Source organism: Amycolatopsis sp. WAC 01416, from assembly GCF_003947485.1.
Taxonomy (GTDB): domain Bacteria; phylum Actinomycetota; class Actinomycetes; order Mycobacteriales; family Pseudonocardiaceae; genus Amycolatopsis.
In genome coordinates this window covers 734,786-747,692 of record NZ_QHHX01000001.1, presented here as the reverse complement: position 1 = coordinate 747,692, position 12,907 = coordinate 734,786, and the positions used below count along the sequence as shown (strand labels likewise).

12 protein-coding genes are annotated in these 12,907 nt (G+C 68.0%); 4 read left to right on the top strand and 8 right to left on the bottom strand.

Going from position 1 to position 12,907, the window contains the following annotated elements; all coding sequences use genetic code 11:
• Window positions 1–42: 42 nt before the first annotated feature.
• Both DL990_RS03655 and DL990_RS03650 read right to left on the bottom strand, forming a co-directional pair.
• Window positions 43–981 (bottom strand): aminoglycoside phosphotransferase family protein, encoded by a 939-nt coding sequence (locus DL990_RS03655; protein WP_255431307.1) that lies wholly within the window; start codon window positions 979–981, stop codon window positions 43–45.
• Window positions 941–2,248, bottom strand: a complete 1,308-nt coding sequence (locus DL990_RS03650; protein WP_199746212.1) for a helix-turn-helix transcriptional regulator — start codon at window positions 2,246–2,248, stop codon at window positions 941–943. The genes DL990_RS03655 and DL990_RS03650 overlap by 41 nt, the downstream gene beginning before the upstream one ends.
• 440 nt (window positions 2,249–2,688) lie before the next feature.
• Here DL990_RS03650 and DL990_RS03645 point away from each other — a divergent pair, with 440 nt between their 5' ends.
• Complete coding sequence (locus tag DL990_RS03645; RefSeq protein WP_125781694.1) at window positions 2,689–3,063, top strand: hypothetical protein; 375 nt, start codon at window positions 2,689–2,691, stop codon at window positions 3,061–3,063.
• 13 nt (window positions 3,064–3,076) lie between these two features.
• Window positions 3,077–3,499: a hypothetical protein gene (locus DL990_RS03640; RefSeq protein ID WP_125781684.1), complete on the top strand. Its 423-nt coding sequence runs from the start codon at window positions 3,077–3,079 to the stop codon at window positions 3,497–3,499.
• 337 nt (window positions 3,500–3,836) lie between these two features.
• Here the strand turns inward: DL990_RS03640 and DL990_RS03635 are convergent, their stop codons facing one another.
• Together DL990_RS03635 and DL990_RS03630 are read right to left on the bottom strand one after the other, a co-directional pair.
• A complete protein-coding gene (locus DL990_RS03635; protein WP_125781681.1) occupies window positions 3,837–5,093 on the bottom strand; it encodes an MFS transporter in 1,257 nt (418 codons plus the stop codon).
• Entirely contained in the window at window positions 5,086–6,408 is a 1,323-nt protein-coding gene (locus tag DL990_RS03630) for a GH1 family beta-glucosidase (protein ID WP_125781680.1), read from the bottom strand. The genes DL990_RS03635 and DL990_RS03630 overlap by 8 nt, the downstream gene beginning before the upstream one ends.
• A gap of 126 nt (window positions 6,409–6,534) precedes the next feature.
• On the opposite strand from DL990_RS03630, the gene DL990_RS03625 reads away from it, so the two are divergent.
• The gene (locus DL990_RS03625; RefSeq protein ID WP_125781677.1) at window positions 6,535–7,179 is read left to right on the top strand and encodes a TetR/AcrR family transcriptional regulator; all 645 of its coding nucleotides are present in this window, start codon (window positions 6,535–6,537) and stop codon (window positions 7,177–7,179) included.
• Between the two features lie 587 nt (window positions 7,180–7,766).
• Here the strand turns inward: DL990_RS03625 and DL990_RS03620 are convergent.
• A complete protein-coding gene (locus tag DL990_RS03620) occupies window positions 7,767–8,951 on the bottom strand; it encodes an amino acid deaminase/aldolase (RefSeq protein ID WP_125797856.1) in 1,185 nt (394 codons plus the stop codon).
• A gap of 106 nt (window positions 8,952–9,057) precedes the next feature.
• Here DL990_RS03620 and DL990_RS03615 point away from each other — a divergent pair, with 106 nt between their 5' ends.
• Entirely contained in the window at window positions 9,058–10,362 is a 1,305-nt protein-coding gene (locus DL990_RS03615; protein ID WP_125797855.1) for a D-arabinono-1,4-lactone oxidase, read from the top strand.
• On the opposite strand, the gene DL990_RS03610 is transcribed toward DL990_RS03615, so the two are convergent.
• Genes DL990_RS03610 through DL990_RS03600 form a run of 3 tightly spaced genes read right to left on the bottom strand, consistent with a single transcriptional unit; the run spans window position 10,359 to window position 12,677 of the window.
• A complete protein-coding gene (locus DL990_RS03610; RefSeq protein WP_125781671.1) occupies window positions 10,359–11,306 on the bottom strand; it encodes a ribose-phosphate pyrophosphokinase in 948 nt (315 codons plus the stop codon). The genes DL990_RS03615 and DL990_RS03610 overlap by 4 nt on opposite strands.
• Before the next feature lie 50 nt (window positions 11,307–11,356).
• Complete coding sequence (locus DL990_RS03605; RefSeq protein ID WP_125797854.1) at window positions 11,357–12,007, bottom strand: SDR family oxidoreductase; 651 nt, start codon at window positions 12,005–12,007, stop codon at window positions 11,357–11,359.
• A 19-nt stretch (window positions 12,008–12,026) separates the two neighbouring features.
• Window positions 12,027–12,677, bottom strand: a complete 651-nt coding sequence (locus DL990_RS03600; protein ID WP_125781667.1) for a hypothetical protein — start codon at window positions 12,675–12,677, stop codon at window positions 12,027–12,029.
• Window positions 12,678–12,907 lie beyond the last annotated feature (230 nt).

The following is a 12,907-nucleotide window of genomic DNA, read 5'->3' as shown; positions in this document are numbered from 1 at the left end:
CGCCGTCGGCGAATGCACGTGCAGATCCGTTTCCCGGGTGAGTCACCGATAGCGGTTCCAGCGCGCGCCGGTACGTCCGTTCCGGAGATCGTCCAACCGTTTCCGCAGCTCATCCCGCACGCCGGGATGACTGCGGAGAATCGGGAGCACACTCGTGGTGAGCTTCAGTTCACGGATCGCGCGCAGTACCGAGAACCCGGACCACGTGGTCACGTCGAATCCGTACCGCCGCGCGAACACGCGATAGCGGGCCGGTGGATCACCGAACCGTTCACGGCCGACGGCGAGCGGCGTCAGATCCCATTCCGGCGGCCCGACACAGGACGAATCGAAATCGCACAGCACCGGCCCATCGGGCCCGTGGATCACATTCCCGGTGTGCGCGTCCCCGTGGACGAGGCCACGGGGCAGGGGGAAGTCGAGCGTCGCGAGGGCGTCTTCGACCTCGGCGCAGCGTTCGAGCAGGAACCGCCGGTCGCCTTCGTCCAGCTCCTCCGCGTCCGAGACCCTGGCGCGGACCGCGGCGAACGGCGCCCATTCGGCGAGGCCCTCCGGCGGCTCGAGATCGTGGACGCGGCGCAGCAGCGCGGCGAGGTCGGCGGACTTCGCCTTCCGGCCGCTCGCCGTCACCTTCCACCACACCGTCACGAGCTGCTCGCCGACCGGCAACGGCTGGTCGAGGCCGGAAACCAGGCGGATGGCCGGCACGTCGTGCCGTTCGAAGTGCCGGGCGACCCGCACGACCGTGCCGACGCGGTGCCGCAGCCGGGTGGAGCCGACGATCCGGACGACGAACGGCGCGCTCGCCAGCTCGTAGACGGCGTTGTTGGTGAACCTCAGCAGCCGGGCGCCTTCGGGGTCCACGCCCAGCAGATCGCACGTCCGCTCGAGGGCGTCGCGCAGGATGTCGGGCGTGAACCGGCCGCCCGGGCCGGTCGGCTCAGGCGGCGTAGAACGAATTGAGGCGGTCGGCGAGGTCACGGGCATCGGCGTTGTTCCGGCGGCGTTCCGCCTCGACCTGCAAGGGTCGCATCCGGTCCTTCACCCGCTCCGACTTGATGCCCTCGGCGCAGTCGATGGCCTTGGAACCCACCTTCGCACCGTGGTCGAGATCGCCTTCGAGCAGGTGGTTCGTGGCCAAGGCGCTGAGCATGAACGTCTTGCTGCGGGCCATGTCGTCGGTGTAGGACTCGACGGCCTTCGTCAGCGCCGGGATCGCGTACTTGGTGTGCTCGGCGTTCTTCTCGGCGAGCACGGTGTGCACGGTGCCGATCATCGCGTAGACGTCGGTCTCGGTGAAGAACTTGACCCACGACTCGGCCTCGGCCAGATCGGCGCGGGCGAACTCGTCCTTGCTCCGGCCGAGCAGCTTCGTGGCCTGCTCCTCGTTGCCCATCATCGCGTACGCCCACGCCTCGTTGGCGCAGAGCACGGCGACCGCCAGTTCGGAGCCCGATTCCTGGGCGGCGATCTGGCCGAGCTGGAACAGTTTCAACGCGTCGTTGGGGGCGTCGTTGTGCAGGTAGACCCGGCCCATCCGGTACAGCACGTTGGCGACCAGCGGATGACTGTCGCCCTGTTTGGCCAGGTCCAGCGCGTTCGCGAAATGTCCGCGCGCGGAATCCATGAGGCCGGTGTCGAAGGAGGTCCATCCCGCCAGGCTGTGCAGGTCGGCGAGGGCGACGTACAGCCGGTTCTTGACCGGCTCGGTGCCGGTGGATTCGAGCATCTGCTGTCCCCAGGACAGCTGGGCGACGACGGCGTCGCGGCAGAAACCGCCGCCGTACTGGTAGTCGAGGGAACGGAGGGCTCTGGTCGCGGCTTCCACCTGCCGGACGTCGGTCATGCCGATCCGCCCGGGGGCGGGCGTCTTCGCCGGTCCGGCCGACCACGTGCCCGATTCGGGACCGAACACCGCCGCACCCATCGTGACCTGGGCGGCGTGCGCGAGGAACCTCCGTCGCTTCACGGACTCGTCCTCCTCCGCCTGCTGGCCGTCGGCAGCACCGACGACCTTTATCGCTGTCGCCTCGTCATAGGCGAGACCCATGTATCCCCTGGGGACACCAAGGCCGTCAGCGATGCGGGTGAGCACGTCGTACGCCATCACCTGGCGACCCTTGAGGATCTCGGACACCTCGGACTGCGACTGGCCGGTCATCGCGGCGATCTGACGCTGCGAAACACCGTGCTTGCGCAACAGCCGGTACACGGAGGAGATCTCCCGTGTCGCCAGTGCGGCTCGCATCTCCGGCTGCTCCCAGGCATCCGGCGGCACGGGGTGACTCTGCCTGCCCGAAGCGCCTGAAGCGCCCGCAGCGCCTACCGCGTCCGAGCCGGCGACAGCGCCGCCACCGATACTGGCGTCCATTGCGCCCCCTCACAGTTCCGTTGGGGTCGAGAAACAGCGTAAGCACACCTATTCAACCGTGCGAAACACCGGATTGCCCGTCGTGATCGGCCCGGCAGAAGTCGTTTGACCGCTTACCGTGAAACCTCGTCCGGTCACCGCTATGACGGCGGTTCGACCTTCTATCGAACTCGGTTTCACATCACTGTAGTTGTCAGATCTCCGTGACCGACCCGCCACCGGCAGCGATCACAGAGAGCTACCAAGTCTCCGAACCCCCTCAGGGTGCGGACACGCGGAACGAAGACGACGTGGAACGAGAGAGCGGAGAAGAGCCAGTGGAGTTCGTGGACTCGATCGCAACAGGCTCCATCACCGCGGGACGGCCCGGTATGGCCACGCGCCACCTGCGTGCGGCCGGCCCCGCCGGTCAGCAGCCGGTCGCGGTCGCCCCCGGCGTCAACCGGCCGGTCTCCCCTTCCGCCCCGGTCGACCCCCGTACCGCGAGTGTGCGCCGTTACGAAGGCGGACAGCTGGTCTGGCGGGTGCAGTGCGGCGATCTCATCAGCCGCGAACGCGCCGTCACGGTGTTCGTCGAAGACAACCAGGTGGTTCTCGTCTCGCCGCCGGGAGAGACCGCGCGCATGACGTCCGGCCAGCTCGGCCAGCTCAGGGCAGCGCTCAACGAAGCCGCCAAAATGGCGGAAAGGTAACGGTGAGTTCTCCGTGGATCAGGTCCTAGGGCAAGTCCTCCGCAACGCGGTTTGGGAACGCCTCGACATGCTCTCCGATCTCGCGAACCGAGCCGACGCGCAGTCGCTCGTCTCGGTCGCCCGCTCGGAGCTCCCCCGCCTGACCGAAGGCTGGCGCGCGATGCTCCAAGCGCACGAGCCCGACGAGCGGGGCGACTGTCCCACCTGCTCGACCCGCTGGCACCGGTGCAAGGCCCCCTGCTCGGTATGGCAGGTCGCGCACGAGCACCTGGTCGCCGGCGGCCTCGCCCCCCAGCACACCGCGGCCTCCCAGGACCACCGGCGCGAAGCCCGCCGCCGTGTCCCCGGGCAGGCCAGGGTGAGTGCGGCCGAAACCACCGGCAGGCACGCGCTGGTCAACCCGCGTCGTCCGGCCATCGGCGGCGTGCACGCCTGAAAGAATGCCGCTGCCCGACCCGTGTTGAGAGAAGCCGGCGAGTGAACGGCGGTCCGAGCGCCCCCTCGGCAACCACGCCACGATCTCGCCTTCGCCGGCGGCGGTTCGCGCGTACCCCCGAACGCGTCGAGCCGCTCTCGGTAATCACTCCGGTCCCCACCGCGATTAATCGAAAATTATCGGCAGAACACCTAGCGAAGGCAGTAATCGGTCGCTAGGTTGATGATCACAAACGCAGCGCGATACCTGCCCCGGAGCGCGCTGCCATCCCCCGAACCCCGCGGGCCGGTGCCGTTGCACTCCCCTCCCCCGACCGGCACCGGTCCGCGGTCTCCACCTAGCTGACGCCCTTCACCCGCGTGACCAGCACCGCGGCGATGACGGTGGACAGCGCCGAAGCCGCGAAGAGGCTCGGATATCCGCCGAGGTAGGCCAAAATCGGCGCGGTCAGCATCGGCGCCACCACCTGCGGCAGCGAGTTCGCGATGTTGATGACGCCGAGATCCTTCGCCCGGTCCTGTGCGGCGGGCAGCACCTGCGTGAGCATCGCGAGCGCGACGGCCATGTACGCGCCGAAACCGACACCCAGCAACGGTGACGCCGCGAGCGCGGCCGTCCAGTTCTGCCAGACGACCAGCACCAACGCGGCCACGGCCATCACCGCGGACGCGGCGAAGACGTAAGGCTTGCGCCGTCCCGACTTGTCGGAGAAGTGCCCGGCGATGAGCGCGCCGACGATGAGGGCGGCACCGTAGAGCCCCATCATGATCAGCAACCCGGTGTCCGGATCTTCGTAGCGCACCGCGTCTTTCAAGAAGAACAACAGGTACAGCGTCCCGAAGGCGTTGCCGAGGTTGATCATGAAGTGGCAGGCCCACGCCCAGGCGAAGTCGGGATGCCGGCGGGGAGAGATCCACAAGTTCGCCAGTACGTCCTTGGCCCTGGCCGACGGCCGGTACGCGACCGGCAGCCGCGCGTCCGGCGTACGCAGGACGAAGGCCGCCGCGCCGGCCAGCACGATGGCCGCGCACACCGCGTAACCCAGCGGGAGACCGGCGAGGTCGAGCATCACCACGACCACCACGGCGCCGAGCACGGTCCCGAGCATCTGGGCGATGCCGACCAGCCCGCCGACCTGCGCGCGCTGCGGCACGGGCACCCGGTCCGCGATGGCCGAGACCAGCATCGCGAGCATTCCGTTCAGTCCAGCCTGCACCAGGCACCAGCCGAGCACCATGACCGCGACGTTCGGCGCGAACGCGAGGACGAGCAGCCCGGCCGCGGCGACCGCCGCCCCGGCCGCCGTCCACGGATGACGGCGGCCGCGGGCGGAACAGGTGCGGTCCGAAAGGAGGCCGACGGCCGGGTTGGCGATCAGCGCGACGACCGCGCCGATCCCGGTGACCAGGCTGAACACCGCTTCCTTGTTGGCCGCGTCCAGCAGTTCGGCCTGTTTCGGCAGGAGAACCTGGATGGGCGCGTAGACGCCGAGCCAGAGCGCGATGTTCGCGAAGAACAGCAGGCTCATCCAACCCGCGCGGACCCTGGCGACCGGTTCCGCGAGCGCCTCGGGCAGCTCCCTGACCTCACTCATGGCGGATCAGTTTTCGGTACCAGCCGAAGGAATCCTTCGGTGTCCGCTTCAGCGTCTCGTAGTCGATGTGCACCAGGCCGAACCGCGGCTGATAGCCCTTCGACCATTCGAAGTTGTCCATCAGCGACCAGACGAAGTACCCGCGGATGTCGACTCCGGCGTCCATCGCCTCGCGCACCGCGACCAGGTGGGTGTCGAGGAAGTCGATGCGCTCCTGATCGTGGACCTGCCCGTCCTCGGCGATGACGTCGTCGAAACTGCAACCGTTTTCGGTGATGTAGACGGGCGGGAGGTGCTCTCGGTAGCGCTCGTGGAAGCCGATGAGCAGTTCGCGCAGACCGTGCGGGACGATCGGGGAATCGTTGGTGGTCATGGGATAGCCCTCGATCGCGCGAAGCTCGAAGGGCAGCGGATTGCCCTCGCCCGGCGCCGCGACACCCTGCGGCTCGTAGTAGTTCACGCCGTAGAAGTCGAGCGGCTGCGCGATCGTGGGCAGATCGTCGGCGAAGCCCGCCGGGAGATGTTCGACGACTTGTTCGGGATAACGGCCCAGCAGCACCGGATCCGCGTAGGTGCGATTGATGAGAGCGTCGATCCATTCGCCCGCGGCCTTGTCCTCCGGCGAATCGGAGGCGGGCCAGATCGGCGAATGGTTGTTGGCCGTGCCGACACTGCGGGCACCGGCCGCGCGGAGGGCCTGGACGGCGAGACCGTGCGCGAGATTCTGGTAGTGCGCGGTGGGTAAGGCGTCGAGCAGGAGCGTCTTGCCGGGCGCGTATTCGCCGATCGCGTAGCCGAAGATCGACATGACCATCGGCTCGTTGAGCGGGATCCACATTTTCACCCGATCGGAGAACCGCTCGCCCAGGATGGCGGCGTACTCCGCGAAGCGTTCGGCGGTATCACGGGAGAGCCAGCCACCCTTGTCCTCGAGCGCCTGGGGGAGGTCCCAATGGAAGAGCGTCCCCGTCGGCGCGATGCCGGCGGCGCAGACCTCGTCGATGAGTTCGTCATAGAAGGCAAGGCCTTCGGCGTTCGGCTTGCCTTCACCGTCGGGCTGGATCCTGGGCCAGGCGAAGGACATGCGGTAAGCGCCGACGCCGAGTTCGGCCATCAGCGCGATGTCCTCGGAGTAGCGGTGGAAGTGATCGGCCGCTACCTTGGCGTGCTCAGCCCGCGCGATCCTTCCCTCCGTTTCGGTGAAAGTGTCCCAAATGGACTGTCCTCGGCCGCCTTCCCCGGTCGCCCCCTCGATCTGGAAGGCGGAGGTCGAAACACCCCACAGGAATTCGGACGGGAAGGTCGGATTCTCCACCGGCGGCACACCTTTCCTCTTCAGTCTCGGCCGAACATGAAAAGTTCTCAGATACTATGCCTTCACTCGAACGGGGGGAACCCTGTCGGCACGATAAAGTCGCAGATCAGCGAAGGAGGAGCCCGAGTGTCCGACATCCAGGCCGCGAAACCACCAGCGGAGACCACTCCGCTCCGGCGGCAGCCCGTCCAGCAGCGCAGCGCCAAGCGGGTGGAGCAGATGCTCGACGCCAGCGCCCAGCTGATCGACGAACTCGGTTACGACGCACTGACGACCACGCTGATCGCGAAGCGCGCCGGGGTGGCCGTCGGTTCGCTGTACCAGTTCTTCCCCGACAAGCGGGCCGTGGTGCAGGCGCTGACGCAGCGGAACCTCGAACGATTCGTCGCCTCGGTGTCGGAAACGCTGAACGAGCTCGCGCCCGAACACTGGTGGGACGTCGTGGACTCGATCCTCGACATCTACCTCGCCATGCACCGCGAGGTCCCCGGCTTCTCGAAGGTCCACTTCGGTGACGTCGTCGACCGGCAGCTCTTGGACGAGACCCGTGACAACAACGCCGTCATCGTCGACGCGCTCACCGACGTGCTTTCCGCGCGGATCCAGTCGCCGCCGGACGACATCCGGTTCGCTTTGACGATCGCGAACGAGACGGCCGACGCCTTGCTGAAGCTGGCCTTCCGCCGTGACCCGCGGGGAGACGAGCGGATCGTGGCGGAGGCGAAGTCGGTGGTGAAGGGGTACTTGGCGAGCAAGTTCGGGGAAGCCTGAGGGTTTCTTCGGCTCGCACGGCCGGTAGGTACATGAAGGACCCCTTCCCGCGCCATCGCTGTGACCGGTGGTGGCGCTGGGGCTCAAGTGGTGTTCCGAGGTGAGTGAGGGGAACTTTGAGGGACCCTGGGTCCCTCAAGGGGGCCTTCACGGCACACCGCGATCCGGATGCCACTCGCGACCCGTGGTTCCGCCCCCGGCGCTGAAGGACGCTTCCCCCCCGCGTCAGCTCACGTCAGTCCACTATGGACTCGCGGGCCGCACTGCCTGGACGTCGCGAAGGTGCCCTTTGAGACGCTCAACGTCCCAAAGGACACCTTCGCGTCACCGGTGGCCCCCCCTTGCTCCATTCGTGTCCACCGACGCCCGAACCCCATGCCCCACTAGTCACACGACTCCCAACAACCACGCCCATACTGCGCCTGACCTGGCTTTACCGACTTATCCACATAAGTTGTCCACATCCACCCACAGTTGTGGACAACCTCGCCCCTCACCCCGTGGAACCGCCCTCCCCGACACCCCCGCCCGATACGCTGGTGCGGGGCGCGCCCCCCAGGGATGGGTGGGGGGTGGGGTCGCGCGGGTCAGCCGAAGTTTTGCGCTTCGCCTCGGTAGGTGGGGACGGTTCGGTCGACGCGGTCGCGGCCGAGCGCGTGGTAGTGCGTGAAGCGTTCGGCGAGTTCGCCTGCTTTCGCGTGGCGCAGCCAGACGCGGTCGCCGAGCCGCAGGTGCCGGGCGGCTTCGCCGGAGACGGGGGTTTGGACTTCGCCGGCGCCTTCGAATCCGAGCAGCGAGAGACCTTCGGGCAGGTAAGGCGTCGGGAGCCGCGAAGACTCCGCAGGGCCTGAAGCGATGTAGCCGCCGGAGAAGAGCGTCGCGACCTTGGGTGCCGGGCGGCGGACGACGGGGAGCGCGAACATCGCGGCCGGGCGCGGCGAGAAGTGCGCGTAGCCGTCGAAGAGCGTCGGCCCGATCAGCCCAGAGCCCGCCGCGATTTCGGTGACGGCCGCTTCGGCGCCGGTCGATTCCACGCTGCCGCTGCCGCCGCCGTTGACGAACTCCAGATCCGCCAGGGCCTGGACAGCGCGAACCGCGGCCGCGCGGCGCTTCGCGATTTCCACCATGGACTTCCGCTGCATCCAGCCGATGAGCGAGTTCTTGACGCCGCCGCCCGCCGCGTCGCCGAGCCCGGCGATCTGACCTTCGTACGCCATCATCCCGACGAGCCGGAAACCCTTGCGGGACAAGATGGTCCGCGCCAGATCCGCGGCCTGCCGCGGACTGAACACCGGCGAGCGCCGGGTGCCGACGTGCACTCCGGGCAGCGGCCGCCACGAAGCGTCGAGCTCCAGGCAGACGCGGATTTCGGGATGCCCCTGACCCAGCGCGGCATCGACCAGATCCAGCTGCTCGGGCGAATCGACCATGATCGAAATCGCCGCCCGCGCCCGGTCGTTCGCCGCCAGCCGCCGCAGCGCGCCGTGATCGGCGGTCGGGTACGCGACCACGATGTCGTCGGACGTCCCCTGCTCGACATGCCAGACGGCTTCGGCGAGCGAGTAGCACATGAGGCCTTCGAAGCCGGGCCGCGCGAGCACCCGCATCAGCAGGTACCGGCAGCGCACAGACTTGCTGACCACGCGGATCGGCTTGCCGTTCGCCCGCCGCAGCAGGTCGGCGCCGTTCGCGTCGAACGCATCCAAGTCGACAACCGCGAACGGAGGATCCAGGTCCTTCGTCGCCAAGTCGTACACCGTCGCACTGGTCACCCGAACTAAGGTACGACAGAAGGGCTTGAAACGCGAATACTATTCACTTACTGTTTCGGCACTCGAGCATCTCAAGGGCAGCAGCCTCTCGGAAACAGGTGGGCGCATGACTCGGTGGAGCAACTGGGCCGGCACCGCGACGGCGTCGCCGCTGCGCGTGCACCGGCCGCGTGACACGGCCGCGATCGCCGAGGCGATCGGCCGGTCCGCCGCGGACGGACGGCGCCTGCGCCCGCTGGGCAGCGGTCACTCCTTCACGGCGATCGCCGCGGCGGATTCGGACGCCATGGAGCTGACCGGCTGGACCGGCGTCGCGTCGGCCGACGTCGCGAAAGGCCTGGTCACGGTCCGTTCGGGCACCACGCTCAAGCAGCTCAACGCCGAACTCGACGCACTGGGGCTGGCGATGACCAACCTCGGCGACATCGACGCGCAGACCGTCGCGGGCGCGATCTCCACCGGCACTCACGGCACCGGCGCCCGGCTCGGCGGAATCGCCACCCAGATCGCCGCGCTCGAACTCGTGCTCGCCGACGGCACCGAGGTCACCTGTTCGGCGGACAAGCGCCCCGATCTCTTCGCCGCCGCGAGGGTCGGCCTCGGCGCGCTCGGCGTCATCAGCACGGTCACGCTGCAGTGTGAACCGTCCTTCCTGCTCTCCGCTCAGGAGCGGCCGGAACCACTCGAACAGGTCCTCGAAGGCTTCGACCAGTTCGCCGACGAGAACGACCACTTCGAGTTCTACTGGTTCCCCTACGGCAAGAACGCCCTGGTCAAGCGCAACAACCGGCTTCCGGCGGGCAGCGAACGCCGTCCGTTGACCAAGGTGAAGGAGTTCATCGACTACGAGGTGACGGAGAACGTCGCGTTCGGCGGGCTGTGCCGTCTCGGCCGCGCGGTGCCGAAACTCGTCCAGCCGCTCGGCCGGTTCGCCTCGAACATCCTCTCCGCCCGCGAGTACAGCGACACGTCGCATCGCGTCTTCGTGACCCATCGCGGTGTGCGGTTCGTCGAGTCGGAGTTCGCGATCCCGCGCGAAGCACTGCACGACGTCTTCGCCGAACTCCGCGCTTTCGTCCCGAAGCTGGAGAATCCGGTCGCGTTCCCGGTGGAGGTGCGCGTCGCCGCCGCGGACGACATCTGGCTCTCGACCGCGAACGGCCGCGACTCCGCCTACATCGCGATCCACCAGTTCGTCGGTATGCCCTACCGCGAGTACTTCGCCGGATTCGCGTCGATCGTCGGCGAGGTCGGCGGCCGCCCACACTGGGGCAAGATGCACGACCTCGACGCCGCGACCCTCCGCTCGCGGTACCCGCGGTTCGACGACTTCCTGCGGATCCGCAAGGAGGTGGACCCGGCCGGGGTCTTCACGAACACCTACCTCGACCGGGTCCTCGGCACCGCTTAGGTGGTTTCGAACAACGCGCTGACCGACTCGCCGTTGTGGATCCTCCGCATCGCCTCCGCCAGCGCGGGCGCGATCGAAAGGACCCGCAGCTTCGGGCTCTGCTCCTCGGGCGGGATCGGCACCGTGTTCGTGCAGACGACCTCCAGCACGTCGGGCTGGCTGCCGATCCGTTCGAGCGCGCCGCTGGAGAAGAGACCGTGCGTGCAGGCGACGCGGATCGAGCGCGGCTTCAGTTCCCGGAGCTTGCCGAGCAGCTCGATCACCGTGCTGCCCTTGGCGATCTCGTCGTCGAGGACGATCACGTCGCGGCCGGTGACCTCGCCGATCACCGAGCTGATCTCGACCCTGTCGTCGGCGAAGCGCTGCTTCGCGCCGGCGGCGACCTGAACACCGAGCAGCCGGGCGAAATGCGCGGCCTCCTTGGCGTTGCCGAGATCCGGCGAGACCACGGTGGTCGCGGAGAGGTCGTACTGGCGGAAGTGCTTGGCCAGCTCCTGCAACGCGTGCAGGTGATCGACCGGGACGCTGAAGAAGCCGTGCACCTGCGGCGAATGCAGGGTCATCGCGAGGACGCGATCGGCGCCGGCGGTCGCCATCAGGTCGGCGACGAGACGGCCGCCGATCGAGATCCGCGGCGCGTCCTTCTTGTCCGATCGGGCGTACGAATAGTGCGGCATGACGACGGTGATCCGTTTCGCCGACGCGCCCCGCGCGGCGTCCAGCATCAGCAGCAGTTCGACGAGGTGTTCCTGCACCGGCCGCACCAGCGGCTGGATCAGGAAGACGTCGCGCTCGCGGCAGTTCGCTTCGAGCTGCACTTCGAGGCAGTCGTTGGCGAACCGCTGCACCTTCACCGGATGCAGCGGGATACCGAGATGAGCGCAGATCTCTTCGGCGAGCTCGGGATGTGCGCTGCCACTGAAGACCGCGATGTCCTCGCGCAAGGACCTACTCCGTTCAGTCAAAAGACGGATTACGTCCACACACTATGGTTTCACAAAGCGGAAAAGGCCTGAGAGATAGCAGTATCACCCGAGATCGCCTCGAGGACGCGGCCCGCCGTCGACGGATCGTCGAGCAACGCGACGAGGATCGCGGCGACGTCCTGCCGGGGAATGGGTCCGCGTCCGGTGGATTCGGCGATCAGGACCTTGCCGGTCCCCTCGTCGTTGGTGAGCTGCCCCGGTCGAAGGATCGTCCAGTCGAGTTCGCGGGCGCGCAGATCGTCTTCGGCCGCTTTTTTGGCCTTGAGATAGATCCGGAAATCGTCCGGTACGTCCGCGGTCTCCCATTTGTCGGCGCCCATGGAGCCGACCTGGATGTGCCGTCGCACGCCCGCGCGCTCGGAGGCCGCCGCGAAGAGTTCCGCGGCGGCTCTGTCCACAGTGTCCTTGCGAGCGGTGCCGCTCCCGGGGCCCGCCCCGGCGGAGAAGATGGCGGCGTCGGCGCCGTCGAGCACTTTGGCGACGGCGTCCACATCGGACTTTTCCAGGTCGAGGACGACGGCTTCGGCGCCGACCGCTTCGAGGTCGGCGACGTGGTCGGGATTGCGTACGATCCCCACCGCTTGGTCACCGCGCTCGGCCAGGAGTTTCTCCAGCTTCAGCGCGATCTGTCCGTGTCCACCCGCAATGACGACTCGCATGGGCCCGACCGTAGCGCGTTCAGTCCACTTCGGCAGGGAGCTCGGTGCCGCGCAGCAGCTGGTCGTAGACGATCTCGTTGACCAGGCGCGAGACCGGGTCCTCGTCCAGGATCATGCGCTCGTTGTGCCCCTCGAGGTCGAGGTCGGTCACCGCGTTGGGGTCGGCGGAGACGATGCCGAGCCCGTAGGCGCGGGCACGCGGCAGGCAGTTGCCGACGTAGTCTTCCGTCAGTACGGCTGGCGATGGGAGAACCATCGCGGCCTCGCCGTAACGTGCGAACGGGACCGCGGAGGCCATCGCGGTGCGCCAGTGCCGGGCGACCGCGAGGACGCCGATGATCTCGGCGGCCGGCGCGGGTGCGGTCGCGGCCAGCTCTGGCCAAGTCCAGGTGTCGACGGTGGCGCGATCGACGACGGGACCCATGCCCATCGCGATGCGCTCCGCGTGCACGTCGGTGCGGAGCCGGGCGACCACGCAGATCTTGCGGCCGAGCACGGTGGTCTCCGGCAAGACGATGCCGTTCCAGCCGAGCAGGGCCGCCGCCTTGCGCGAAAGCTCCTCGACGCTCGCGGGCAGTTCGATCGGCGGCACCACCCGGCTCGGCAGTGACCGGCTGCGCTTCGCGCCACCGGCGACCGTCGAGCTCTCCATGTTCGGTGTAGCCGCCACGTTCCGCCTCCTTCGAACCTGGTTTCCCAAGGGCTCTTCATCCCGTGCCACCTCGGTGGAAGCGGCACATGAACTGTCTAACAGGGCAGGAAGGCGGCGGCGCCGGACAACGGGAGTGGCTGCGATCGGCGGCGCCTTGTCATCGGTGACCGGTCGGTAGGCGGTCATCGGACTTCAGTCCGACCGTGCCGCCAACCGAGTGAGGGCGAGGTAAGTGGTGTTACCCGGCG